The sequence below is a fragment of the Streptomyces sp. NPDC126503 genome (assembly GCF_040302405.1).
GTDB lineage: Bacteria > Actinomycetota > Actinomycetes > Streptomycetales > Streptomycetaceae > Streptomyces > Streptomyces gulbargensis.
In genome coordinates this window covers 29280-53927 of record NZ_JBEORS010000025.1, presented here as the reverse complement: position 1 = coordinate 53927, position 24648 = coordinate 29280, and the positions used below count along the sequence as shown (strand labels likewise).

26 protein-coding genes and 1 tRNA gene are annotated in these 24648 nt (G+C 72.5%); 20 read left to right on the top strand and 7 right to left on the bottom strand.

Features of this window, described 5'->3' with window-relative positions; all coding sequences use genetic code 11:
- The first annotated feature begins 14 nt into the window (after positions 1 to 14).
- The 12 genes from ABTY40_RS26095 to ABTY40_RS26040 all read left to right on the top strand — a co-directional run bounded on the left by ABTY40_RS26095 (position 15) and on the right by ABTY40_RS26040 (position 13204).
- Positions 15 to 1073: an ABC transporter ATP-binding protein gene (locus ABTY40_RS26095; protein ID WP_352061751.1), complete on the top strand. Its 1059-nt coding sequence runs from the start codon at positions 15 to 17 to the stop codon at positions 1071 to 1073.
- Positions 1066 to 2172, top strand: a complete 1107-nt coding sequence (locus ABTY40_RS26090) for an ABC transporter ATP-binding protein (protein ID WP_352061750.1) — start codon at positions 1066 to 1068, stop codon at positions 2170 to 2172. The genes ABTY40_RS26095 and ABTY40_RS26090 overlap by 8 nt, the downstream gene beginning before the upstream one ends.
- A gap of 172 nt (positions 2173 to 2344) precedes the next feature.
- Positions 2345 to 3970, top strand: a complete 1626-nt coding sequence (locus ABTY40_RS26085; RefSeq protein WP_352061749.1) for a peptide ABC transporter substrate-binding protein — start codon at positions 2345 to 2347, stop codon at positions 3968 to 3970.
- A gap of 87 nt (positions 3971 to 4057) precedes the next feature.
- Positions 4058 to 4981, top strand: coding sequence for an ABC transporter permease (locus ABTY40_RS26080; protein ID WP_352061748.1), 924 nt, complete (start codon positions 4058 to 4060; stop codon positions 4979 to 4981).
- Positions 4974 to 5963, top strand: coding sequence for an ABC transporter permease (locus tag ABTY40_RS26075; RefSeq protein ID WP_352061747.1), 990 nt, complete (start codon positions 4974 to 4976; stop codon positions 5961 to 5963). Before ABTY40_RS26080 ends, ABTY40_RS26075 begins: the two co-directional genes overlap by 8 nt.
- Positions 5964 to 5969: 6 nt before the next feature.
- Positions 5970 to 6953: an ABC transporter ATP-binding protein gene (locus tag ABTY40_RS26070; protein WP_352061746.1), complete on the top strand. Its 984-nt coding sequence runs from the start codon at positions 5970 to 5972 to the stop codon at positions 6951 to 6953.
- Positions 6946 to 8049: an ABC transporter ATP-binding protein gene (locus tag ABTY40_RS26065; RefSeq protein ID WP_345284839.1), complete on the top strand. Its 1104-nt coding sequence runs from the start codon at positions 6946 to 6948 to the stop codon at positions 8047 to 8049. Before ABTY40_RS26070 ends, ABTY40_RS26065 begins: the two co-directional genes overlap by 8 nt.
- Positions 8050 to 8106: 57 nt before the next feature.
- Positions 8107 to 9051, top strand: a complete 945-nt coding sequence (locus tag ABTY40_RS26060) for a hypothetical protein (RefSeq protein ID WP_352061745.1) — start codon at positions 8107 to 8109, stop codon at positions 9049 to 9051.
- A 316-nt stretch (positions 9052 to 9367) separates the two neighbouring features.
- Complete coding sequence (locus ABTY40_RS26055) at positions 9368 to 9562, top strand: hypothetical protein (RefSeq protein ID WP_053640878.1); 195 nt, start codon at positions 9368 to 9370, stop codon at positions 9560 to 9562.
- Between the two features lie 50 nt (positions 9563 to 9612).
- Complete coding sequence (gene mshB, locus ABTY40_RS26050; RefSeq protein WP_352061744.1) at positions 9613 to 10506, top strand: N-acetyl-1-D-myo-inositol-2-amino-2-deoxy-alpha-D-glucopyranoside deacetylase; 894 nt, start codon at positions 9613 to 9615, stop codon at positions 10504 to 10506.
- Entirely contained in the window at positions 10503 to 10856 is a 354-nt protein-coding gene (locus ABTY40_RS26045; protein ID WP_345284832.1) for a DUF6113 family protein, read from the top strand. Before mshB ends, ABTY40_RS26045 begins: the two co-directional genes overlap by 4 nt.
- A 176-nt stretch (positions 10857 to 11032) precedes the next feature.
- Positions 11033 to 13204, top strand: a complete 2172-nt coding sequence (locus ABTY40_RS26040) for a hypothetical protein (protein WP_352061743.1) — start codon at positions 11033 to 11035, stop codon at positions 13202 to 13204.
- Positions 13205 to 13278: 74 nt separating this feature from the next.
- Here the strand turns inward: ABTY40_RS26040 and ABTY40_RS26035 are convergent, their stop codons facing one another.
- Complete coding sequence (locus tag ABTY40_RS26035; RefSeq protein WP_352061742.1) at positions 13279 to 13641, bottom strand: DUF1304 domain-containing protein; 363 nt, start codon at positions 13639 to 13641, stop codon at positions 13279 to 13281.
- A 134-nt stretch (positions 13642 to 13775) separates the two neighbouring features.
- Here ABTY40_RS26035 and ABTY40_RS26030 point away from each other — a divergent pair.
- A tRNA-Val gene (locus ABTY40_RS26030) sits at positions 13776 to 13850 on the top strand.
- Positions 13851 to 13919: 69 nt separating this feature from the next.
- On the opposite strand, the gene ABTY40_RS26025 is transcribed toward ABTY40_RS26030, so the two are convergent.
- Both ABTY40_RS26025 and ABTY40_RS26020 read right to left on the bottom strand, forming a co-directional pair.
- A complete protein-coding gene (locus ABTY40_RS26025) occupies positions 13920 to 14771 on the bottom strand; it encodes a transglutaminase family protein (protein ID WP_352061741.1) in 852 nt (283 codons plus the stop codon).
- Positions 14768 to 15769 (bottom strand): GNAT family N-acetyltransferase, encoded by a 1002-nt coding sequence (locus ABTY40_RS26020; RefSeq protein ID WP_352061740.1) that lies wholly within the window; start codon positions 15767 to 15769, stop codon positions 14768 to 14770. Before ABTY40_RS26020 ends, ABTY40_RS26025 begins: the two co-directional genes overlap by 4 nt.
- Before the next feature lie 112 nt (positions 15770 to 15881).
- On the opposite strand from ABTY40_RS26020, the gene fdxA reads away from it, so the two are divergent.
- Together fdxA and ABTY40_RS26010 are read left to right on the top strand one after the other, a co-directional pair.
- The gene (gene fdxA / locus ABTY40_RS26015; RefSeq protein WP_058940613.1) at positions 15882 to 16202 is read left to right on the top strand and encodes a ferredoxin; all 321 of its coding nucleotides are present in this window, start codon (positions 15882 to 15884) and stop codon (positions 16200 to 16202) included.
- An 86-nt stretch (positions 16203 to 16288) separates the two neighbouring features.
- Entirely contained in the window at positions 16289 to 17386 is a 1098-nt protein-coding gene (locus tag ABTY40_RS26010; RefSeq protein ID WP_352061739.1) for a bifunctional succinyldiaminopimelate transaminase/glutamate-prephenate aminotransferase, read from the top strand.
- Positions 17387 to 17453: 67 nt separating this feature from the next.
- Here the strand turns inward: ABTY40_RS26010 and ABTY40_RS26005 are convergent, their stop codons facing one another.
- Both ABTY40_RS26005 and ABTY40_RS26000 read right to left on the bottom strand, forming a co-directional pair.
- Positions 17454 to 17855, bottom strand: a complete 402-nt coding sequence (locus ABTY40_RS26005; protein ID WP_352061738.1) for an ATP-binding protein — start codon at positions 17853 to 17855, stop codon at positions 17454 to 17456.
- Positions 17856 to 18255: 400 nt separating this feature from the next.
- Complete coding sequence (locus ABTY40_RS26000) at positions 18256 to 19191, bottom strand: VldE C-terminal domain-containing protein (RefSeq protein ID WP_352061737.1); 936 nt, start codon at positions 19189 to 19191, stop codon at positions 18256 to 18258.
- Positions 19192 to 19220: 29 nt separating this feature from the next.
- Here ABTY40_RS26000 and dapE point away from each other — a divergent pair, with 29 nt between their 5' ends.
- Complete coding sequence (dapE, locus tag ABTY40_RS25995; RefSeq protein ID WP_352061736.1) at positions 19221 to 20324, top strand: succinyl-diaminopimelate desuccinylase; 1104 nt, start codon at positions 19221 to 19223, stop codon at positions 20322 to 20324.
- Between the two features lie 75 nt (positions 20325 to 20399).
- A complete protein-coding gene (locus ABTY40_RS25990) occupies positions 20400 to 21149 on the top strand; it encodes an LOG family protein (protein WP_345284812.1) in 750 nt (249 codons plus the stop codon).
- 102 nt (positions 21150 to 21251) lie between these two features.
- Here ABTY40_RS25990 and folP read toward each other — a convergent pair whose 3' ends face one another.
- Complete coding sequence (gene folP, locus ABTY40_RS25985; protein WP_352061735.1) at positions 21252 to 22112, bottom strand: dihydropteroate synthase; 861 nt, start codon at positions 22110 to 22112, stop codon at positions 21252 to 21254.
- 110 nt (positions 22113 to 22222) lie between these two features.
- Here folP and ABTY40_RS25980 point away from each other — a divergent pair, with 110 nt between their 5' ends.
- Both ABTY40_RS25980 and ABTY40_RS25975 read left to right on the top strand, forming a co-directional pair.
- The gene (locus ABTY40_RS25980; RefSeq protein WP_352061734.1) at positions 22223 to 22621 is read left to right on the top strand and encodes a hypothetical protein; all 399 of its coding nucleotides are present in this window, start codon (positions 22223 to 22225) and stop codon (positions 22619 to 22621) included.
- Positions 22618 to 23202: a DNA-3-methyladenine glycosylase I gene (locus tag ABTY40_RS25975; RefSeq protein WP_352061733.1), complete on the top strand. Its 585-nt coding sequence runs from the start codon at positions 22618 to 22620 to the stop codon at positions 23200 to 23202. The genes ABTY40_RS25980 and ABTY40_RS25975 overlap by 4 nt, the downstream gene beginning before the upstream one ends.
- A 22-nt stretch (positions 23203 to 23224) precedes the next feature.
- On the opposite strand, the gene chcB is transcribed toward ABTY40_RS25975, so the two are convergent.
- Positions 23225 to 24028 carry a 2-cyclohexenylcarbonyl CoA isomerase gene (gene chcB, locus ABTY40_RS25970; RefSeq protein WP_352061732.1) on the bottom strand — a complete coding sequence of 268 codons (804 nt, stop codon included), beginning with the start codon at positions 24026 to 24028 and terminating at the stop codon, positions 23225 to 23227.
- Positions 24029 to 24341: 313 nt separating this feature from the next.
- Here chcB and ABTY40_RS25965 point away from each other — a divergent pair, with 313 nt between their 5' ends.
- Positions 24342 to 24509, top strand: coding sequence for a DUF3117 domain-containing protein (locus ABTY40_RS25965; RefSeq protein WP_073809075.1), 168 nt, complete (start codon positions 24342 to 24344; stop codon positions 24507 to 24509).
- Positions 24510 to 24648: the final 139 nt, after the last annotated feature.

Below are 24648 nucleotides of genomic sequence, written 5' to 3'. Positions count from 1 at the left end.
TGAGGACGAACGCAGTGACCACCATCGACAAGACCGCGGCCGTCCCGGCGCCGCGCGACGGCGAGACCCACGAGGGTCCGCTCCTCGACGTCCGTGACCTCCACGTGGAGTTCCGTACGCGTGAGGGCGTCGCGAAGGCCGTGAACGGTGTCTCGTACTCCGTCAACGCCGGCGAGACCCTCGCCGTCCTCGGCGAGTCGGGCTCCGGCAAGTCCGTGACCGCGCAGGCGATCATGGGCATCCTCGACACTCCGCCCGGCTTCGTGACCAAGGGAGAGATCCTCTTCCGCGGCCAGGACATGCTGAAGATGTCCGAGGAGGAGCACCGCAAGGTGCGCGGCAACAAGATCGCGATGATCTTCCAGGACGCGCTCTCCTCGCTCAACCCCGTCCTCTCCGTCGGCTACCAGCTCGGCGAGATGTTCCGGGTGCACCAGGGCCTCTCCAAGAAGGAGGCCAAGGTCAAGGCGATCGAGCTGATGGACCGGGTGAAGATCCCGGCCGCCGCGGCGCGCGTCAACGACTACCCGCACCAGTTCTCCGGCGGTATGCGCCAGCGCATCATGATCGCGATGGCGCTCTCCCTGGAGCCGGACCTGATCATCGCGGACGAGCCCACCACGGCGCTCGACGTGACGGTCCAGGCGCAGGTCATGGACCTGCTCGCCGAGCTCCAGACCGAGTACAACATGGGTCTGATCCTGATCACTCACGACCTCGGCGTGGTCGCCGACGTCGCGGACAAGATCGCCGTGATGTACGCGGGCCGGATCGTGGAGCAGGCGCCGGTGCACGAGCTGTACAAGCGCCCGGCCCACCCGTACACCAAGGGTCTGCTCGACTCGATCCCGCGCCTGGACCAGAAGGGCCAGGAGCTGTACGCGATCAAGGGCCTGCCGCCCAACCTGCTCAAGATCCCGTCGGGCTGCGCCTTCAACCCGCGCTGCCCCCGGGCCGAGGACATCTGCCGTACGGACGTCCCGCCGCTGGCCCCGGTGACCGAGCAGGACGGCGCGGAGCTGCCGGGCCGCGGCAGCGCCTGCCACTTCTGGAAGGAGACGATCCATGGCTGAGCTCAGCAAGAACGACAAGGCCGAGGATGTGTCCGAGGCGGAGGCCGTAGCCGCCATCGAGGCCCCCGTCGAGCGTGGCGAGCCGATCCTCCAGGTGCGGAACCTGCAGAAGCACTTCCCGCTGACGCAGGGCATCCTCTTCAAGAAGCAGGTCGGCGCGGTCAAGGCCGTGGACGGGGTCTCCTTCGACCTCTTCCAGGGCGAGACCCTGGGCATCGTGGGCGAGTCCGGCTGTGGCAAGTCCACGGTCGCCAAGCTCCTGATGAACCTGGAGAGGGCGACCGCGGGCGAGGTCTTCTACAAGGGCCAGGACATCACCCGGCTGTCCGGGCGCGCGCTGAAGGCGGTCCGCCGGAACATCCAGATGGTGTTCCAGGACCCGTACACCTCGCTCAACCCGCGCATGACGGTCGGCGACATCATCGGCGAGCCCTTCGACATCCACCCCGAGGTGGCCCCGAAGGGCGACCGGCGCCGCAAGGTGCAGGAGCTGCTCGACGTCGTCGGCCTGAACCCGGAGTACATCAACCGCTACCCGCACCAGTTCTCCGGCGGTCAGCGCCAGCGCATCGGCATCGCCCGCGGCCTCGCGCTCAACCCGGAGATCATCATCTGCGACGAGCCGGTCTCCGCCCTGGACGTCTCCGTCCAGGCGCAGGTCATCAACCTGATGGAGAAGCTGCAGGACGAGTTCAACCTGTCCTACATCTTCATCGCGCACGACCTGTCGATCGTCCGGCACATCTCGGACCGCGTGGGCGTCATGTACCTCGGCAAGATGGCCGAGATCGGTACGGACGAGCAGATCTACGAGCACCCCACGCACCCGTACACCCAGGCGCTGCTCTCCGCCGTGCCGGTGCCGGACCCGGAGGCCCGCGCGCACCGCGAGCGGATCATCCTGACCGGTGACGTGCCCTCGCCGGCGAACCCGCCGTCCGGCTGCCGCTTCCGCACCCGCTGCTGGAAGGCGCAGGACAAGTGCGCGACGGACGTCCCGCTCCTCGCGGTCCCGGAGCGCTTCCAGGGGCAGGACACCCCGGCCGCGCACGAGTCGGCCTGCCACTTCGCCGAGGAGCGGGCGGTTCTCCCCGTCTGATCCGAAGCGGCACCCCGTACGACGGCGAAGCCCCCGGCACCCCACCAGGTGCCGGGGGCTTTCCCGTGCCCCGCCGAGGCCCCGTTCATCCGGACGCCATAAACGTGCATACCCGTCAATATCAGGTGATATTGGGCCCTAAGTGAGTCCGAGGACCAACGGGAGGCATGTCATGCGCGGAGCCACGCTCGCCAGGTCGGCCGCACTGGCCACCGCCGTCGCCCTCGCGGCGACCGCCTGCGGTGGCGGCGACGACAGCGGCGGCGGAGGGGCCGACGGCATCGTGTCCTCCTCGTGGGGCGACCCGCAGAACCCGCTGGAGCCGGCGAACACCAACGAGGTCCAGGGCGGCAAGGTCCTCAACATGATCTTCCGCGGTCTCAAGCAGTACGACCCGAAGACCGGCGAGGCCAAGGACATGCTCGCCGAGAAGATCGAGACCAAGGACTCGACCACCTTCACCATCACGGTCAAGGACGGCTGGACCTTCTCCAACGGCGAGAAGGTGACCGCCCAGTCCTTCGTCGACGCGTGGAACTACGGCGCCCACCTGAAGAACAACCAGAAGAACGCCTACTTCTTCGGGTACATCGAGGGCTACGACAAGGTCCACCCCGACCAGGGCGAACCCACCGCCGACACCCTCTCCGGCCTCAAGGTCACCGGGCCGCGCACCTTCACGGTCAAGCTCACGCAGAAGTTCTCGACCTTCCCCGACACCCTCGGCTACGCGGCCTTCGCGCCCCTCCCGAAGGCCTTCTTCACCGACCACGCCGGCTGGCTCTCGAAGCCCGTCGGCAACGGCCCGTACACCGTCGACTCGTACTCCAAGGGCTCGCAGATGGCCCTGAAGCGGTGGGACGGCTACCCCGGCGAGGACAAGGCCCAGAACGGCGGCGTCACCCTCAAGGTCTACACCGACAACAACACCGCCTACACCGACCTCCTCGCCGGCAACCTCGACCTCGTCGACGACGTGCCCGCCGCCCAGCTGAAGAACGTCCAGGCCGACCTCGGCGAGCGCTACATCAACACCCCCGCCGGCATCATCCAGACGCTCTCCATCCCCTTCTACGAGCCCGCCTGGAACAAGCCGGGCCAGGAGAAGCTCCGCAAGGGCCTCTCCATGGCGATCAACCGCGCCCAGATCACCGAGACGATCTTCCAGAAGACCCGCACCCCCGCCAAGGACTGGACCTCCCCGGTCCTCGGCGCCGACGGCGGCTACAAGGAGCTGTGCGGCGAGGCCTGCGAGTACGACCCGGCCGAGGCGAAGAGGCTCGTCGCGGAGGGCGGCGGCATCCCCGGCGGCACGCTGAGGATCTCGTACAACGCGGACACCGGCTCGCACAAGCAGTGGATCGACGCCGTCTGCAACTCCATCAACCGCGCCCTCGGCAACGACCGGGCCTGCGTCGGCAACCCCGTCGGCACCTTCGCCGACTACCGCAACCAGGTCACCACCCAGAAGCTGAAGGGCCCCTTCCGGGCCGGCTGGCAGATGGACTACCCGCTCATCCAGAACTTCCTCCAGCCGATGTACTACACCAACGCCTCGTCCAACGACGGCAAGTACTCCAACCCGGAGTTCGACAAGCTCGTCGACCAGGCCAACGCCGAGACCGACACCAAGAAGGCCGTCGAACTCTTCCAGAAGGCCGAGGAAGTCCTCCGCGACGACATGGGCGCCATCCCGCTCTGGTACCAGAACGGCAGCGCCGGCTACTCCGACCGCATCACCAACGTCTCCCTGAACCCGTTCAGCGTCCCGGTCTACGACCAGATCAAGGTCAACTGACGCCGGAGCAGGCCGACGGCGTACGGCCCGGCCCGCGGACCTCCGCGCCGGGCCGTACGCCTACCCCCCACACCCCCGGAGCCCCTCATGGGTCGTTATGTGATCCGGCGACTGCTGCAGATGATCCCGGTCTTCTTCGGCGCCACGCTGCTGATCTTCCTGATGGTGAACGTGATGGGCGACCCCATCGCCGGACTGTGCGGCGACCGCCAGTGCGACCCGGCGACCGCCGCCCGGCTCAAGAAGGAATTCGGCCTCGACAAGCCGGTCTGGCAGCAATACCTGACCTACATGGGGAACGTCTTCACCGGCGACTTCGGCACGGCCTTCAACGGCCAGGAGGTCACCGAGCTGATGGGCAACGCCTTCCCGGTCACCATCCGCCTCACGATCGTCGCCGTCCTCTTCGAGATCGTCATCGGCATCAGCCTCGGCGTCCTCACCGGTCTGCGGCGCGGCCGCCCGATCGACACCGGCGTGCTGCTGCTGACCCTGGTCGTCATCTCCGTCCCGACCTTCGTCACCGGCCTGCTCGCCCAGCTCCTCCTCGGCGTCAAATGGGGCTGGATCAAACCCTCGGTCTCCTCCGCCGCCACGTTCGACGAGCTGATCCTCCCCGGCCTGGTGCTCGCCTCGGTCTCCCTCGCCTACGTCACCCGGCTCACCCGCACCTCCATCGCCGAGAACAAGCGCGCCGACTACGTCCGCACCGCCGTCGCCAAGGGCCTGCCCCGCCGCCGGGTCATCACCCGCCACCTGCTGCGCAACAGCCTCATCCCCGTGGTGACCTTCATCGGCACCGACGTCGGCGCGCTCATGGGCGGGGCCATCGTCACCGAGCGGATCTTCAACATCCACGGTGTCGGCTACCAGCTCTACCAGGGCATCCTCCGCCAGAACACCCAGACCGTCGTCGGCTTCGTGACCGTCCTCGTCCTGGTCTTCCTGGTGGCGAACCTGCTCGTCGACCTCCTGTACGCCGTCCTTGACCCGAGGATCCGCTATGCCTGACCAGCCCGAGCAGCCGTACGACGGCCAGGCCATCGCCCCCACGGGCGGCGGCGGCGCCTACGACCTCGCGATGGCCGAGGCCGAGACCCTGGAGAAGGGCCCGCCGGCCACCCCCGACGGCACCGGCCCCGACAACAAGCCCCGCTCGCTGTGGTCCGACGCCTGGCACGACCTGCGCCGCAACCCCGTCTTCCTCGTCTCCGGCCTGATCATCGTCTTCCTGGTGCTCATCGCCATCTGGCCGCGGCTCATCGCCGACGGAAACCCGCTCGACTGCGACCTCGCCAAGGCCCAGCAGGGCTCCCAGCCCGGCCACCCCTTCGGCTTCGACACCCAGGGCTGCGACGTCTACACCCGCACCGTCCACGGCGCCCGCGCCTCCATCCAGGTCGGCGTCTTCGCCACCCTCGGCGTCGCGCTCCTCGGCTCCGTCCTCGGCGGCCTCGCCGGCTTCTTCGGCGGCGCCTGGGACGGATTCCTCTCCCGCGTCACCGACGTCTTCTTCGCGATCCCCGTCGTCCTCGGCGGCCTCGTCCTGCTCTCCGTCGTCAGCAGCAGCACCGTCTGGCCCGTCATCGGCTTCATGGTCCTGCTCGGCTGGCCGCAGATCTCCCGCATCGCCCGCGGCTCCGTCATCACCGCCAAACAGAACGACTACGTCCAGGCCGCCCGGGCCCTCGGCGCCTCGAACACCCGGATGCTCCTGCGCCACATCACGCCGAACGCCCTGGCCCCGGTCATCGTCGTCGCCACCATCGCCCTCGGTACGTACATCGCCCTGGAGGCGACGCTCTCCTTCCTCGGCGTCGGCCTCAAACCGCCCACGGTCTCCTGGGGCATCGACATCTCCGCCGCCTCGCAGAACGTCCGCAACGCCCCGCACATGCTGCTCTGGCCGGCCGGCGCGCTCGCCGTCACCGTCCTCGCCTTCATCATGCTCGGCGACGCCGTCCGCGACGCCCTCGACCCCAAGCTGAGGTAGGGACCCATGCTGCTCGAAGTGCGCGACCTGCACGTGGAGTTCCGCACCCGCGACGGCGTCGCCAAGGCCGTCAACGGCGTCAACTACTCCGTCGACGCGGGGGAGACCCTCGCCGTCCTCGGCGAGTCCGGCTCCGGCAAGTCCGTCACCGCCCAGGCCGTCATGGGCATCCTCGACACGCCCCCCGGCCGCATCACCGGCGGCCGGATCCTCTTCCAGGGGCAGGACCTCCTGACGCTCAAGGAGGAGGAACGGCGCAAGGTCCGCGGCGCCAAGATGGCGATGATCTTCCAGGACGCCCTCTCCTCGCTCAACCCCGTTCTCTCCGTCGGCGACCAGCTCGGCGAGATGTTCCAGGTCCACCGCGGCATGTCCAAGAAGGACTCCCGGGCCAAGGCCGTCGAACTCATGGACCGGGTCCGCATCCCCGCCGCCAAGGAACGCGTCGGCCAGTACCCCCACCAGTTCTCCGGCGGCATGCGCCAGCGCATCATGATCGCCATGGCGCTCGCCCTCGAACCCGAGCTGATCATCGCGGACGAGCCCACCACCGCCCTCGACGTCACCGTCCAGGCCCAGGTCATGGACCTGCTCGCCGAGCTCCAGCGCGAACTCGACATGGGCCTCATCCTCATCACCCACGACCTCGGCGTCGTCGCGGACGTCGCCGACAAGATCGCCGTGATGTACGCGGGCCGGATCGTCGAACAGGCCCCCGTCCACGAGATCTACAAGGCCCCCGCGCACCCCTACACCCGGGGCCTGCTCGAATCCATCCCCCGCCTCGACCAGAAGGGCCAGGAGCTCTACGCCATCAAGGGCCTCCCGCCCAACCTCCTGAACATCCCGCCCGGCTGCGCCTTCAACCCCCGCTGCCCGCTCGCCCAGGACGTCTGCCGGACCGACGTACCGCCGCTGTACGAGGTCACCGACTCGCCCGTCCCCCGGTCGAGCGCCTGCCACTTCTGGAAGGAGTGCCTCCATGGCTGAGACGGCCGAGGCGATTCTCGAAGTCCGGGACCTGCACAAGCACTATCCGCTCACCCAGGGCGTCCTCTTCAAGAAGCAGGTCGGCGCCGTCAAGGCCGTCGACGGCGTGGACTTCGACCTCGCCGCGGGGGAGACCCTCGGCATCGTCGGCGAGTCCGGCTGCGGCAAGTCGACCGTCGCGAAGATGCTGGTCAACCTGGAACGCCCGACCTCCGGCGCCATCCGCTACAAGGGCGAGGACCTCACCAAGCTCTCCGCGAAGGCCCTCAAGGCGGTCCGCCGCAACATCCAGATGGTGTTCCAGGACCCGTACACCTCTCTCAACCCGCGCATGACGGTCGGCGACATCATCGGCGAGCCGTACGAGATCCACCCGGAGGTGGCCCCCAAGGGCGACCGGCGCCGCAGGGTGCAGGAACTGCTCGACGTCGTCGGCCTCAATCCCGAGTACATCAACCGCTACCCGCACCAGTTCTCCGGCGGCCAGCGCCAGCGCATCGGCATCGCCCGCGGCCTCGCGCTGCGCCCCGAGGTCATCGTCGCCGACGAGCCGGTCTCCGCGCTCGACGTCTCCGTCCAGGCCCAGGTCGTCAACCTCCTGGAGCGCCTCCAGTCCGAGTTCGACCTCAGTTACGTCTTCATCGCCCACGACCTGTCGATCGTCCGGCACATCTCCGACCGGGTCGGCGTCATGTACCTGGGCCGGATCGTCGAGATCGGCACCGACGCCGAGATCTACGAGCACCCCACCCACCCCTACACCCAGGCCCTGCTCTCCGCCGTCCCCGTCCCCGACCCGGAGGCCCGCGCCCACCGCGAGCGCATCATCCTCACCGGCGACGTCCCCTCCCCGGCGAACATCCCCTCCGGGTGCCGCTTCCGCACCCGCTGCTGGAAGGCCCAGGAACGCTGCGCCCTCGAAGTCCCCCTGCTCGCCGTCCCCGCCGCCTTCCGGCACGCCGACAGCCCCGCCCGGCACGACTCCGCCTGCCACTTCGCCGAGGAGAAGCAGGTCGTCCCGCCCGAGGAGCCGGACCACGGCCCGGCCGGCCCCCACGGCGGCGCCCGCCTCTACCGGGACCCCGACCACCCCTGAGCGCCGGGGGCGCGGAACCGCTTGTTTCGGTCCGGGGCGGCGTCGAGGATCGGGACCGTGACTGTGACACGACCGGCACGTCTCACCGGCGCCGCGTTCTGCGCCGCACTCGTCCTCATATCCGCCGTCTGGATCCTCAGGGACCTGGCCGCGCTCGGCTCGCCCCTCGCCCTCGTCCGGTACTGGACCGGAGACCACGCCCTCCTCCTGGGCGGCCGGTCGAGCACCTCCCTCGTCGAACCGCTGCTCCTGCTCGCCACCGTCGCCACGGCCGTCGCCGCACTCCGCTCCCGCCACGCCGCCTCCGCGCTCGCCGCGACCGGAGCGGTCACCCTCGCCCTGCGCCTCCCCGGCCTGTGGGCGACCGGCACCGGCGCCCTCGTCAGCACCCTCCTCCAGCTCGCCCTCGCCACCGGGCTCGTCGTGACCGCCGTCGCCGGCCGGCGCCCGCCCCGCTCCGCCCGCGAACCGCTGCCCACCCGCCCGCGCACCGGCCCCGCCGCCACCGCCGGCGCCCTCCTCGTCACCGCCGCGGCCGTCGGCGCCCTGTGGGAGGCGTACTGGGCCACCGAACTGCCCCTGGAGATCACCGTCGACCGGTTCACCGGCGGCCGGTCCGTCGCCCGACCGGCGCTCGGCGTCCCGCCGGGATGGCTCGCCGCCGTCCTCGCCGCCCTCCACCTCACCGCCGGGATCTCCGCCCTCGCCCGCGCCCGCCACACCCGCGCCTTCGGCCTCCTCGCGGGCGGGCTCCTCACCGGCGGCGGCCTGGCCCAGGTGGTGCTGCTGATCCGGTACGAGACGCTGCCCGGGTTCGCCGACCTGACCACCACCGGCACGCTCAGCGCGCTCAGCTCCCTCTTCGCCCTGTTCGCCGGCCTCGCCGTCCTCGCGCTCCTCGCCGGGCGCGGCGTCCCCGAGCCCGTACCGGCCGGCGCACCGTACCCGCCGGCGGGCGCGCCTCCCCCGGCCCCGCCCTTCCCGCGCCCGCCCGGATGGTGAGACGCCTCCCGGCCCGTACCCCACCGCCCCGGCCCCGAGCGAACCTCCGAGGCGAGGAATTCGGCCATTCCGAAACCGGTGCCGACGACCGCTGAAAAGGCCCTCGTCCAGCGCGGTCGAGGGCGAGAGGGCGCGACCGGAGGCCCGCGCGCGGCCGAAAACCGCGCTGTGCGCCCCCTGTGTGCCTCCGTCCGCCGATCGATGCGATGGCACGGATAGTTATGATCCGTAGCACTGGGTGGGTAGGTATCCGCCCGGCACATGCCTGACCGAACCGCTCGACCATCCGACCGAAGAAGTGTGGAGGTGAACCGCCGTGGCACTCTCGATCTCCGTGGTGGTGCTGCTGGCGATCGTCGTCTTCCTGCTGATCCGGAAATCCGGGCTGAAGGCTGGACACGCGGCGATCTGCGCGCTCCTCGGTTTCTACCTGGCGAGCTCGTCCATCGCCCCGTCCATCAGCACCCTCACCACGAACGTGGCCGGCATGATCGGCGGCCTCAAGTTCTGACCCGGGCAGGCCGCCGGTCCGCCGGTGGCCCCGCCTCGTAGGCTGGGGCCATGACCGAGCTTCCCGCCCGTCGTCTGCTCCTCGTGCACGCGCACCCGGACGACGAGTCGATCAACAACGGCGCCACCATGGCCAGGTACGCGGCCGAGGGGGCCCTCGTCACCCTGGTCACCTGCACCCTGGGCGAGGAGGGCGAGGTCATCCCGCCCGGCCTCGCCCACCTGGCGCCGGACCGGGAGGACCGGCTCGGACCCCACCGCGCCGGCGAACTCGCCGCCGCCATGGCCGAGCTCGGCGTCACCGACCACCGCTTCCTCGGCGGCCCCGGCCGCTTCCGCGACTCCGGGATGATGGGCGTCGAACAGAACGAGCGCCCCGGCGCCTTCTGGAACGCCCCCGTCGACGAGGCCGCCCCGTACCTCGTGGAGATCGTCCGCGAGACCCGCCCCCAGGTCCTCGTCACCTACGACCCGGACGGCGGCTACGGCCACCCCGACCACATCCAGGCCCACCGGGTCGCCATGCGCGCCGCCGACCTGGCCGCCGACCCGGCCTACCGCCCCGACCTCGGCCCGGCCCACACCATCGCCAAGATCTACTGGAACCGCGTCCCGCGCCCCGTCCTGGAGGCGGCCTTCGCCCGGCTGCGCGCCGAGGGTTCCGCCTTCCCCGCCGTCGCCGGCCTCTCCGACGTCCCCGGCGTCGTCGACGAGGACCGCGTCACCACCGAGATCGGCGGCGACCCCGCGTACGCGGCCCGCAAGACGGCCGCCATGGCCGCGCACGCCACCCAAGTCGCCGTGGACGGCCCCTTCTTCGCCCTCTCCAACGACCTCGGCCAGCCCATCCTCACCACCGAGTACTACGAGTTGGTCCGGGGTACCTCCGGGGCCCCCGCCGGTGAACGCGAGACCGACCTCTTCGCCGGGGTGAGCGACCGGTGAACTTCTCCCCGGGCCGCTTCGCCCTCCACACCCTCCTCGTCGTCCTCGGCGCCCTCGTCGGCACCGCCGGCGCCCTGGTCCAAGCCGCCTGGCTGCCCGGCGGCTTGCTCCTCGCCCTGCTCGCCACCGCCGGCCTCTTCTACGGCGGGCTGCGCGCCGTGGGCGGCCCGTTCGCCGTCGTCACCGCCGGCGCCGGCTGGCTCCTCGCCGTCATCCTCCTCAGCTTCCGACGCCCCGAGGGCGACGGAGTGTTCGGGGGCGGCCTGGCCGAGCTCCTCTACCTCTTCGGAAGCATGGCCATCGCTGTGATGTGCGCCACCCGCGCCGCGCCGGGCCGTCCGGCCGCGTGAGCAGGCCGACTTGAGACCGGGGTCGCCCTGACTTCGGCCGGATTGCCCGTCGCGGTCCGACCAGGGGTCGGGTACGAGACGGCGGCGGCCAGTATGGTGGTGCGCGCCGCCGAACCGCCCGGGTCAGAACGAGCATCAGCAAGAGCGGGCGGCGGAGCCAACCGGGAGATCCTGCTTTGAGTCGTGAAACTGGTCGAGAGACTGACAGCCCGTCCTCCGGCGCCCAGGGGCGCGGTGGAGCCGCCTACCCCTCAGGGACCCAGCCGTACGGATCCCGCCAGTATCCGGCGCTCCACCCCACGCAGGACGCGCCGGAGGAGACCCCCGTCGCGCCCGCGCCGCCGGGGGAGCCCAAGACCGAGACCACGCTGACCACCCGGATCCGGATCAACATCCCGGGTTCGCGGCCGATCCCGCCCGTCGTGGTCCGCAAGCCCGTCACCGGGTCCGCCGAGCCGGAGCCCGCGCCGGAACCGGCCGCCCCGGCCCCTGAACCGGAGCCCGAGCCGCAGGCGGCCCCGGAGCCGCCGCGCGCCGAGGAGCCGGCGCCGGCGAAGCCCAAGGAGACCAGCGACTGGTTCGCCCCGCGCAAGCCGGCCGCCCAGGCGCCCGCCGCCGTGCCCGCCCCGGCGTCGCCCCAGGCCCCCGTGCCCGCCCCCGCCCCCAAGCCGGCTGCCGCCCCGAAGCCGTCGCCCGGCCCCGGCCGGCAGACCCCCGGCACCGGTTTCGCCGGGTCCGCGACCTCCGGCGTCCCGACGGTCGGCAGCGCCCCGTCGAGCCGTCCGGTCACCTCCCAGCCGGCCCCGGGCAACCCCCTGTACGACACGGGCACCCCGGCCGCCGGCACGCCCGCGTACCAGCGGACCCCGCCGAACGGCACCCCGCTCCACGACGGCACGCACGCCGCCCGCACCCCCGTGCACGACGGGACTCCGGCCGCCGGCACGCCCGTGTACCAGCAGACCCCGCCGAACGGCACCCCGCTCCACGACGGGCCCGCCGCCGGTGTCCCGGGGCACCCGGGCCCGGCCGCCGCCGCGCCCGCCGGACCCACCACGGGCCCGGTCCCCGGCACCGCCACGTTCGGCGGCCCGGGCGCGCAGGGGCCCGCTGGCCCCCGCGGCGGCCAGGGCGGCCCCGCCGCGGCGGCGCCGCGCATGTCCGACGACACCGCGATCCTGACCCCGCAGCAGCCCGCTCCCAAGCCCGCCCCCGGCGCGCCGGGGCGGCCGGCCGACGGCGGCCACATCTCCGGGGACACGCTCTCCAGCGGCATGCCCGCGGTCCCCGCGTCCGCCGCCCGCCGCACGCCCGAACCGGCCCCCGCCCGGAGCACGGAGGAGGCCCCGGCGCCCGCGCCGCGCCCCGCCGCCCCGGCCCAGAGCCGCGCCGCGCGCAAGAAGGGCCGCTCCAAGCTGGTCCTGGCCGCCGCCGGCCTCGTCGGCATCGCCGGTGTCGCCTACGGCGCCGGACTGCTCCTCAACCACTCCGACGTCCCCAAGGGCACCACGGTCCTCGGCGTGGACATCGGCGGCGGTACGAAGGAGGAGGCCGTCAACAAGCTGGAGGCGGCCCTCGGCAAGCGGACCACCACCCCGCTGAAGCTCAGCGTCGGCGGCAAGAAGGTGGAGCTGGCCCCCGACAAGGCGGGTCTCTCCCTGGACAGCCAGGAGACCGTCCGCGCCGCCGCCGGCAGCGACTACAACCCGGTCTCCGTCATCGGTTCCCTCTTCGGCGGCGAGCGCGTCGCCAAGCCGGTCTTCCCGGTCGACGAGGAGAAGCTCGCCGTCGCCCTGCGCGACCTGGCCGGCACCTCCGCCTCGGCCACCGAGGGCACCATCCTCTTCTCCCCGAACAAGGTCACCCCCGTCGAGGGCAGGCCCGGCAAGGCCCTGGACATCCAGCGCTCGATGATCTCGGTCCGGGACGCCTACCGCGCCCAGGTCGAGACGGGCGCGCCCAACGTCGTCGAGCTTCCCGTGACCACCCGGCAGCCGACCGTCACCAAGGCGGAGCTCGACCGGGCGATGCGCGACTTCGCCCAGCCGGCCATGTCCGACCTCATCAGGATCAAAGCGGGCGACAAGTACATCGACTTCGGCCCGGCCCGCTCCCTGCCGCAGATCCTCTCCATGAAGGCCGTCGACGGCCGTCTGGTGGAGGTCTACGACAAGAAGGCCATCGAGCGGCTCCTCGACGGCGCCTTCGAGGGCATCATGATCACCAAGGGTGACGGCACGAAGCACGAGGTCTCCGCCGACGACGTCGCCTACGTGATGCGGGACGCGCTGCGCGGCAAGACCCGCGCGGAGCGCACCCGGGCGATCGACCTCAGCGGCGAGGGCTGACCGGCCCCGACGCCGTGACCAGGAGCCCCCGTCCCCGCCGGACGGGGGCTCCGGAGTTCCGGGGCCCGGGGCGGTCAGCCGGCGACGAGGACGGCGGAGAGCGCGAGGGCCCCCGGCAGGGCCTGGGCGAAGAGGATCCGCCGGTTGGCGGTGGCGGCTCCGTAGAGGCCCGCGATCACCACGCAGGAGAGGAAGAAGACCTTGACGCGGAAACCGGTGGGATCGTCGGCGACGAGGCCCCAGACGAGCCCGGCGGCGAGGAAACCGTTGTAGAGCCCCTGGTTGGCGGCCATGGTCGCCGTCTCGCGGGCCATGGCGGCGTCGAAGCCGGAGAAGCGGCGGCCCGTCTCCTTCTGCCACAGGAACATCTCCATGACGAGGATGTAGGCGTGCAGCAGGGCGACGAGGGCCACGAGGATGTCGGCGGTCAGCGGCATGGGCCCATTCTGCCGCCGGACACGCTCCCGGGCCGGTGCCGACGCGAGGGTGTCCCGCCCTTCCCCGGGGACGCCGGGCGGAGCCGGAAATCCCTCGCGCCACCGGGGTGACACCCCGTAAGGTTCTGCCCAAGGCGGGGTCGTAGCACAGAGGTAATGCGCCGCGATGACATCTCGGAGGACGCCGGTTCGAATCCGGCCGCCCCGCCCCCTTCACCGTGGAACCGGGCCCGTGCCGGGGGCGCCCGCCAGGGTCTTTCAAGATCCGGAAGGCAGCCCTAGTTCAGCCGGGCCCGCGCCGCCTGTGCCCTGCGGCGGATCGTGACCGCCGCGTCCGGGTCCACGGCGTCCATCACCCGCGCGTACGCCTCCATCTCCACCGCGCCCGTCAGGAAGTCCCCGCGCCGCACCAGCAGTTCCGCACGCTCGTAGCGGAGCCTGGCCGGGTGGGAGGGCAGCAGCAGGGAGAGCTCCACCGCCCACAGGGCCACGTCCGAGCGCTCCGGGCGCGGGGCCGCCCACGCGCGGATGTTGTTCAGGATGCGCAGCACGATCGCCCCCGGATCCGCCGGCCGCAGCATCGACCGGTCGAGCGGCTCCCCGGTCGCGCTCGCCACGAGCAGCTCCGCGTCCGCGCCCGTCAGGGGCCGCCCGCCGGCGAAGGGGTCGGCCAGGTTCAGCTCGGCCGGGTCCCCGAACCCCACCACGAAGTGACCGGGCAGCCCGAGCCCGTACACGGGCGCGCCGGCCCGGCGGGCCACCTCCATCCAGACCACCGACAGGAGGATCGGCAGCCCCCTGCGCCGCCGCAGCACCTCGTGCAGCAGCGAGGACTCCAGCCGCTGGTAGTCCGCGGGCACTCCCTCGAAGCCCTCGCGGCGGCCGAGGAGCGCGGCGAGCTCCCCGGCCCAGTCACCGGTGACCCGGGTCGCGTACGGCACCAGGCCGGCGAGCCGGTCGAGCTCGATCTCCGCCCGCTGCAGGTCCTCCTCGGTGACCGACGGGTCGGCCACCGCGCCGATCAGCAGGCAGAGCCGGGCGAGGTCGGGCCGCTCGGAGCGCGCCTCCTGAGCGAACTCCCGCCGGCGGTCGGGCGGCCCGGCCGGTTCCACCGGCGGCTCCTCGCTCACGCCTCCGCCCACCGGTAGTGGTGGTAGTGGTGGTGGGTCGCGAAACCGAGCCCGTCGTACAGGGCGCGCGCCCCGTCGTTCTCCGTCTCCACCTGGAGCCAGGCCGCCGACGCGCCCTCCTCCAGGGCCCGCCGGGCCAGCGCCGTCATGACCGCGGTCGCCAGGCCCCGCCGGCGCTGCTCCGGGTCGACCTCGACGGCGAGGAACCCCGCCCACCGGCCGTCCACCACGCACCGCCCGATCGCGGCCGGCACGTCCCCCGCGCCCGGGACGGAGGCGAACCACACGCTCGGCCCCGAGGCGAGGACGGCGTGGGCGACGGCGTCCACCTCCCCGAAACGCCGGTAGCGGCGCAGCCAGGCCTCGTCGGCCGTGCGCGCCAGGCGGACGGCCGCCACGTCGGCGTCCGTGTCCCCGACGGGCGCCAGGGCCCCGATCCGTACCTCCGCCGAGACCTCGCGCCGCCAGCCCCGCCGCTCCAGCTCGGCGCAGAGCAGCTCCTGGGTGCCCTCGGCGCCCGTGGCGGCCTGCACGAACGGGGGCAGCTTCCGGGCCTCGTACCACTCCCGTACGCGCTCCAGGGCCTCCGGGACCGGCATCCCGGGATCGCCCAGCGGCAGGGCCGAGTTGGCCCGCCGGGTGAACCCGCCCGCCGCCCGCAGGGTCCACTCCCCGAGCCGCTCGCTCTCCGGCGGCTCCCAGGCGCGCGCCGTCGCCCGCGCCAGCTCGGCGAAGGTGGCCGCGGGCCCCCGGCGGCGGGCCGGGGCGGCCGGCACGACCTTCCCCGCGACCAGCGCCGATTCCGGGATGCGGACGCCCTCACCGCTCTTTCGTGTGATCAGCAGCACACCCGCGTCCCAGGATGTGAGCACCCCGACCGAGTCCGTGAACTTCCCACCCTCGACACCCTGGCCCGTCACATACCGAACGGAGACACGTTTTCCCACGTCAGCGCTGGTGATGCGGACCTCGAGCCGTCCTCCGCCGGTGAATTCCACAGCTTCTCCGCCCCTCCTGTTCGGATCGCCCTCAAGAACGGAGATACTAGGTGCGGGCATCGACGACGCCGCGCTCCCGCGCAGACCAGCCCTACCGAGGAGGAACGACAGCGTGACCTACGTCATCGCGCAGCCTTGTGTCGACGTCAAGGACAAGGCGTGCATCGAGGAGTGCCCCGTCGACTGCATCTACGAGGGCAAGCGGTCCTTGTACATCCACCCGGACGAATGCGTCGACTGCGGGGCCTGTGAGCCGGTCTGCCCGGTCGAGGCGATCTTCTACGAGGACGACACCCCGGAGGAGTGGAAGGACTACTACAAGGCGAACGTCGAGTTCTTCGACGAGCTCGGTTCGCCCGGTGGCGCCTCCAAGCTCGGCCTGATCGAGCGCGACCACCCCTTCATCGCCGCGCTGCCGCCGCAGAACGGCTGATCGACCGCATCCGGTCCCGCACGGCGCCGCCCGCCGTGCGGGACCGAGGCGTTTTCCCGTACGTACGAGGAAGTGAGCCAAGAACCGTGAGCGCAGTCTCTTCGCGCCTGCCCGTCTTCCCCTGGGACAAGCTGGAGCCGTACAAGAAGACGGCCCTGGCGCACCCGGACGGAATCGTGGACCTCTCCGTCGGCACGCCCGTCGACCCGGTCCCCGCGCTGATCCAGAAGGCCCTGGTGGCCGCGGCGGACTCCCCGGGCTATCCGACCGTCTGGGGGACGAAGGAGCTGCGGGACGCGCTCACCGGCTGGTGCGGGCGGCGTCTCGGCGCGGCCGGCATGGCCCACGAGAACGTGCTGCCCGTGGTCGGCTCCAAGGAGCTGGTGGCCTGGCTGCCGACGCAGCTCGGGCTCGGCCCCGGCGACCAGGTGGCCCACCCGCGGCTCGCCTACCCGACGTACGAGGTCGGCGCGCGGCTCTGCGGCGCGGAGCCCGTCGTCTACGACGACCCCACCACCGACCTCGACCCGGCCGCGGTCAAGCTGCTGTGGCTCAACTCGCCGTCCAACCCGACCGGCCGGGTCCTCGGCAAGGACGAGCTGACCCGGATCGTGGCCTGGGCGCGCGAGCACGGCATCCTCGTCCTGTCGGACGAGTGCTACCTGGAGCTGGGCTGGGAGGCCGACCCCGTCTCCGTGCTGCACCCGGACGTCTGCGGCGGCTCGTACGAGGGTCTCGTCGCCGTCCACTCGCTCTCCAAGCGCTCCAACCTGGCCGGCTACCGGGCCGCCTTCGTCGCGGGCGACGCGGCGGTGCTCGGCGAGCTGCTGAAGATCCGCAAGCACGGCGGCATGATGACCGCCGCCCCGGTGCAGGCGGCCACGGTCGCGGCGCTCGGGGACGACGCGCACGTCCTGGAGCAGCGCGAGCGGTACGCGGCCCGGCGCGCCGCCCTGCGTACGGCCCTGGAGGCGCACGGCTTCCGGATCGAGCACAGCGAGGCGAGCCTGTATCTGTGGGCGACCCGGGACGAGCCCTGCTGGGAGACGGTGGCGCACCTGGCGGAGAAGGGCGTCCTGGTGGCGCCGGGCGACTTCTACGGCGAGGCGGGGGAGCGGTTCGTGCGCGTCGCGTTCACGGCGACGGACGAGCGGGTCCGGGCCGCGGTCGAGCGCCTGCGCTGACGGCGGGACACGGGTGAGGGCCCGGGGAGCGGACGCTCCCCGGGCCCTCACCCGTTCGGTGCGCGCGTCAGCCGCCCAGCGGCAGGCCGCCCAGGGTGCCCTGGGTCGGGTCCTCGGTGGTCCTGGTCACGAGCCGGCCCGCGCTGTCGGCGGCGTCACCGGTGGCCTCCTGGGCGAGCGGGGTGGCGGTCTTCCCCGCGGCGTCGACGGTCTTGCCGGCGGTCGGGGCGGCCGCGCCGACCGCCTTGCCGCCGGCCTCGCCGACGACACCGGTCGCGGTCTGCGAGGCGCTGTCGACGGCGTCGTTCGCGCTCGTGGCGTCCAGGGCGGACACATTGCCCAGGGCACCGGTCGGCACGAGGCCGTGGTCCAGGGCGCTCGCGGAGCCGGCCGCACCGACCACGGGGGCTGCGCCGGCCGCGAGGAGGAGGGCGGCGCGGGCGATCCGACGGGTCAGGGGGAGGGACATGGTGCTCCTTCGACGGAGAGGACGTGTACGCGGTGACAACCGGCCTTGGGGCGGGGGAGGTTGCGGCGACCGAAGGTAAAGAATTGGCAATGCGTCGTATTGTCGGGTGGGGAGGAAAACGGACGAACGCGTCCATGCCAGGCGCCCTGCTGAACCGTCACTTCCCTTGTGCCGCAAGGCCGGAGCCGGGACGCGGGCGGGGGCGTGGGACAGCGTCCGGGACGGGTGCGCAGTTCCCGGCGGTTCACCGGAGCCGCCCCCCGGGCGAGTGAGCGCCCGCACGCGTGACCGGTGGGTGCGGACGGGGCGTTCGGTGGGCGCGGTGCGCAGGCGGGGCGTTCGGTGGGCGTGGGCGGGGGCGTGCGGTGCGCGGACGGGGCGTCCGGGGTCCGCGGGCCCCCTACTGCGCCAGGCGCAGGCGGACCGTGCCCGGCTCCGCGGCCGAGGAGCCGGAGGCGGGGTCCCAGCCGCCGCCCGAGTCGCTCGCGTGCCAGACCTTGTCGCCGTACGCGACCTCCACGACGCGCAGCTCCTCCGCCCGCGCCACCGCCCACTGCGCCAGCTCCCAGCCGCGCCGTTCCCCGGCGGCCCGGCCCGTGCCCGTCACCGGCCGGACCGGGAGCGTCAGGACCGGCGGTCCCGAGGCGGACCGGCCCGCGCTCGACCCGCCCGTCACCGCGGTGGGCACCGCCCCGCGGCCGAAGTCCCGCGCCAGCTCCTCGCGCACGTGCCGCGGATCGCCCGGCCGGTCCTCCGTCACGCGCGCCGTACAGGACAGCGCGGCCGGCGCCCGGCCCGTCAGCGCCGCCGAGAGCAGCGCCGCGTCCGGCTCGTGCTTCGCGTACGCCTGCGGGAAACCACTCCGCTGCACCTTCTGCGCCGCCACCGTCAGCGGCAGCCGCGAGTACCCCGGGACCTTCTCCAGGCCCTCGTAGAACTTCGTCGCCGAGTACACCGGGTCCATGATCTGCCGCGGCGTCCCCCAGCCCATCGAGGGCCGCTGCTGGAACAGCCCCAGGGAGTCCCGGTCACCGTGCTCGATGTTCCGCAGCGCAGACTCCTGCAGCGCCGTCGCCAGGGCGATCGTCACGGCCCGCTCCGGCAGCCCCCGGCCGGTGCCCACCGCCGAGATCGTCGCCGCGTTCGACGCCTGCTCCGGCGCGAACTCGTACCGGTTCTCGCCGCTGCCCACACTGCACCGGGGCGCGCCTTTGCTCCCCGTCAGCTGGTGGACGGCGATGTAACCGGCGAGGCCGCAGAGCACGGCGAGGGCGGCCGCCGAACGGGCGAGGCGACCGCGACGGGCGGGGCGGATGGGCTCGGACACGGGGCCCACCGTACTGGAGCCCGGGTTAGGGTCGGCATATGGCTGACATCACCCCGCTCGACGCCGCTCTCGACCTGTCCCAGGACGGTGCCGCGCTCACCGCCGCCCTCGTCGACTTCCCGTCCGTCAGCGGGACCGAGGGGCCGCTCGCCGACGCGATCGAGCGGGCCCTGAGGGCCCTGCCGCACCTCACCGTCGACCGGTACGGGAACAACGTCGTCGCCCGCACCATGCTCGGCCGCCCCGAGCGCGTCGTGCTCGCCGGCCACATCGACACCGTGCCCATCGCCGACAACGTGCCCTCCCGGCTCGACGGGAACGGCGTCCTGTGGGGCTGCGGCACCTCCGACATGAAGTCCGGCGTCGCCGTCCAGCTGCGGATCGCCGCCACCGTGCCCGAGCCCAACCGCGACCTCACCTTCGTGTTCTACGACAACGAGGAGGTCGCCGCCGACCTCAACGGTCTCGGCAAGGTCGCCGCCGCCCATCCCGAGTGGCTGGAGGGCGACTTCGCGGTCCTCCTCGAGCCCTCCGACGGCCAGGTCGAGGGCGGCTGCCAGGGCACCCTGCGGGTCGTCCTGCGCACCGCCGGCGAGCGCGCCCACTCCGCCCGCTCCTGGATGGGCTCCAACGCCATCCACGCCGCCGCCCCCATCCTGGAGCGCCTCGCCTCCTACGAGCCGCGCAAGCCGGTCATCGACGGCCTCCAGTACCACGAGGGCCTCAACGCCGTACGGATCGAGGGCGGCGTCGCCACCAACGTCATCCCCGACGTCTGCACGGTGACCGTCAACTACCGCTACGCCCCCGACCGCAGCCCGGCCGAGGCCCTGGCGTACGTCCGCGCGTTCTTCGACGGCTGCGGCGTCGCCGAGTTCGTCGTGGACGACGAGAGCCCCGGCGCCCTGCCCGGCCTGTCGCACCCCGCCGCCGAGGCCTTCATGAAGGCCGTGGGCGGCAGCGCCCAGCCCAAGTTCGGCTGGACCGACGTCGCCCGCTTCAGCGCGCTCGGCGTGCCCGCCGTCAACTACGGCCCCGGCGACGCCATCTACGCGCACAAGCGCGACGAGCACGTCCAGGTCGACCGGATCCACCACTGCGAGGCCCGGCTGCGCGACTGGCTGACCGCACGCCTTCCGTAATTTCGCCATTCGTCACCTCCGCCGTCCTACCCTGACCGGACCAGAAGATCGACGGATCGACGGAGGGAGCAGGCCATGGGGACCCCCGAAGGGGACACGAAGCCGGAGGAGCAGCGGCTCGGACCGGTGCTGCGGCGCAGGGACCAGGTCCAGCCCGGCACCACGGACCAGCGGCTGCTCGACACCGAGGGCGACTCGGAATGGGTGCACACCGACCCCTGGCGGGTCATGCGCATCCAGTCCGAGTTCGTCGAGGGCTTCGGCGCGCTGGCCGAACTGCCCGGCGCGATCAGCGTCTTCGGCTCGGCCCGTACCCGGCCCGACTCGCCCGAGTACGAGGCGGGCGTGAAGATCGGCAGGGCGCTCGTCGAGGCCGGTTTCGCGGTCATCACGGGCGGCGGGCCCGGCGCCATGGAGGCGGCCAACAAGGGAGCCAGGGAGGCCAAGGGCATCTCGGTCGGCCTCGGCATCGAGCTGCCCTTCGAACAGGGGCTCAACCCGCACGTCGACATCGGCGTGAACTTCCGCTACTTCTTCGTCCGCAAGACGATGTTCGTGAAGTACGCGCAGGGCTTCGTCGTGCTGCCCGGCGGCCTCGGCACGCTGGACGAGCTGTTCGAGGCGCTCACCCTGGTCCAGACCCGCAAGGTGACCCGCTTCCCGATCGTGCTGTTCGGCACGGAGTACTGGAAGGGCCTCGTCGACTGGCTGCGCGACACCGTCGTCGCCGGCGGCAAGGCCTCCGAGCGGGACCTGCTGCTCTTCCACGTCACGGACGACGTGGAGGAGGCGGTCACGCTCGTCACCAAGGAGGTCGGCCGCTAGGCCCCCTCCAGGTCACGCCCCGGCGCTCCGGCCGGTCGTGGATACGGCTGCGCTCCGTCCCCCCGACCGGCCCGTCCGGGCCGCCGGGCCCGCCCGCCCCCGCTACGCCAGGCCGCGCCGGGCGACGGCGGGGGGACGGTGGCCGGCGATGGAGGCCACCATGTCGAGGACCTGCCTCGTCTCGGCGACCTCGTGCACCCGGTACACCTGGGCGCCGAGCCACGCGGAGACGGCCGTCGTCGCCAGTGTGCCGAGCACCCGCTCCTTCACCGGCCGGTCGAGGGTCTCGCCCACGAAGTCCTTGTTGGACAGGGAGACCAGCACCGGCCAGCCCGTGGCGGTCATCTCGCCGAGCCGCCGGGTCGCCTCCAGACTGTGCCGGGTGTTCTTCCCGAAGTCGTGCCCCGGGTCGATCATGATCCCGTCGCGCCGCACGCCGAGCGCCACCGCCCGCTCCGCCAGGCCGACCGTCACCCGCAGGATGTCGGCCATCACGTCCTCGTACGCGATCCGGTGCGGCCGGGTCCGCGGCTCCGCGCCCCCCGCGTGCGTGCACACCAGCCCCGCCCCGTACTTCGCCGCGACCTCCGCGAGCCGCGGGTCCACGCCGCCCCAGGCGTCGTTGAGGAGGTCCGCCCCGGCCTCGCAGACCGCCTCGCCGACATCGGCCCGCCAGGTGTCGACGCTGATCACCACGTCGGGGTGACGACGGCGCACCTCCGCGACGAAGCCGACCGTGCGGCGCGCCTCCTCCTCGGCCGTCACCTCCTCGCCGGGACCGGCCTTCACCCCGCCGATGTCGACGATCGCGGCGCCCTCGGCCACGGCCTGCTCGACCCGGGCGAGCGCCGGCTCGTCGCGGAAGGTCGCGCCCTGGTCGTAGAAGGAGTCCGGCGTCCGGTTCACGATCGCCATGATCACCGGCTCGTGCGGCCCGAATTCACGCCGTCCCAAGCGCAGCATCCCTTTTGTCCTCCCTCGTGGCCGGTCGCCCGCATCGTCTGCGACCCTAACCGCCGGTGGCACGTGGCACGATCGGCACGGGACGAATTCCACTCCGGGAAGAGGCGCGCGTGTTCTGGTTTCTGCTCATCACGATGGTCGTGGTCGTGGCCGCCGTGACCCTGGCCGTCGTCGGCGGCGGCGACACCGAGGTGCTGCCCGAGGTGGCGCCCGAGCAGCTCGTCGACCCCCTTCCGGTCACCCGCCCCGTCGACCGCGCCGACGTGGAGGCGCTCCGTCTGCCCGTCGCCGTACGCGGCTACCGCATGGAGGACGTGGACGACGTCCTCGTACGCCTCGGGGCCGAACTCGCCGAACGCGACGCCCGGATCGCGGAGCTGGAGGAGGCCCTCGCGGGCGCGGTGCCCGCGCGGGCCGCCGGTGACGGCGCGGACGCCCAGGACTCCGGCCCCGCCGCCGGCCCGGGTCCCGTGTCCGGCTCCGGTGGCGCGGACGGGGAACGCGCGTGACCGGCGAGGCGATCCCCGGACCGGACGGCCGGCTGCGCTGCCCCTGGGGCCTGTCGGCCCCGGACTACGTGACGTACCACGACGAGGAGTGGGGCCGCCCCGTCCACGGCGACGACGCCCTCTTCGAACGGCTCAGCCTGGAGGCCTTCCAGTCCGGCCTGTCCTGGATCACGATCCTGCGCCGCCGCGAGGGCTTCCGGCGCGCCTTCGCCGGTTTCGAGATCGCCGCCGTCGCCGCCTTCGGCGAGGCGGACCGCGAGCGGCTCCTGGCCGACGAGGGCATCATCCGCAACCGCGCCAAGGTCGACGCCACCCTCGCCAACGCCAAGCTGCTCGCGCAGTGGTCCCCGGGCGAGCTGGACGGTCTCATCTGGTCGTACGCCCCCGACCCGGCGCACCGTCCCGTCCCGCGCACGGTCACCGAGGTCCCGGCCGTCACCGAGGAGTCGACGGCCCTGTCCAAGGCGCTCAAGAAGCGCGGCCTGCGGTTCGTCGGCCCCACCACCGCCTACGCGCTCATGCAGGCCTGCGGCCTCGTGGACGACCACGTGACGGGCTGTGTGGCCCGGGGCGGGAACTGACGCCGCCGCCCCGGGCGGCCGGTCACCGGCCCTTGTACGCCGGCTTCTCCTTGGCGACGAAGGCGCGTACCGCGATCGTGTGGTCCTCCGAGGCGCCCGCCAGGGTCTGCAGCTCGTCCTCCTTGTCGAGGGCCTCGGTGAGCGAGTGGTCGGCGCCGTAGGCGAGGGACTCCTTCAGGGCGGCGTACGCGACGGTCGGCCCCTGCGCGAGGCGGCGGGCGACCTTCTCCGCCTCGGCGGCCAGGTCGGCGGCCGGGACGAGGCGGTTCACGATGCCCAGCTCGTACGCCTCCTGGGCGCTGATCGAGCGCGGGAAGAGGAGCAGGTCCGAGGCGCGGCTCGCGCCGATCAGCCGCGGCAGCGTCCAGGACACGCCCGAGTCCGCCGTCAGCGCCACGCCCGCGAAGGAGGTGTTGAACGAGGCCGTGTCCGCGACGACCCGGTAGTCCGCGGCGAGGGCGAAACCGAAGCCGGCGCCCGCCGCCACGCCGTTCACGCCCGCCACGACGGGCTTCTTCATACCGGTGAGGGCCCGCACGATCGGGTTGTAGTGGTCCCGCACCGTGGTCATGGTCTCCCGGGTGCCGGACTCGGCGTCCTGGAGCAGCAGGCCCACGTGCTCCTTGAGGTCCTGGCCCACGCAGAAGGCGCGGTCGCCCGCCGCCGTGAGCAGCACCGCCCGGACGGCGGGGTCGGCGCCCGCCGCCTCGGCCGCGTCCCGCAGGGCCACCTTGGCCGCGACGTTCAGCGCGTTCATGGCCTCCGGCCGGTTGAGCGTGATGGTGGCGAGCCCGTCGCGCACCTCGTACAGGACCGTGTCGGCCATCGGGGACCCCTTCGCCTCATTGCGTCGTTGACCCGCCCAGCATGGCGGAGATCATCCCGACCGCCCATGTGAGCTGCGTCAAAGAATTCCGGACGCCTGTGGGACGCGCGGCGGCGAAGTATCGCAGGCGGATCGCCGAAATGAGGGGTTTTGCGGGAGCGCGTTGCCCAAGCGATGCGGATCGATGTTGGTCATCGGGTCCTGCGATGCGGGATAATGACCTGGAAGCAATGTGTTCGAAGCCGGTGACGCGTGCTCCATCCCATGGAGCTGCCCGGCTGACGATGAGCTGGTTTCAGGAAGGGGAACGAGCATGGCGGCCATGAAGCCGCGAACGGGTGACGGCCCGCTCGAGGTGACCAAGGAGGGGCGGGGCATCGTCATGCGCGTTCCGCTCGAAGGCGGCGGTCGGCTTGTCGTCGAGCTGACCCCGGACGAAGCCCAGGCACTGGGCGACGCCCTGAAGCAGGTCGTCGGCTGACGCGTACACGACTCTTCACCGCTGCCCCGGACGGCTCCGCCGCTCCGGGGCAGCGGTGTTTCCGGCCGTGTGCCCTGGGGGCGGTACGGCTCCGGCGGGGCGTCCCCGTACGGATCCGCCGGTGTCTCCTGGGCCCGTA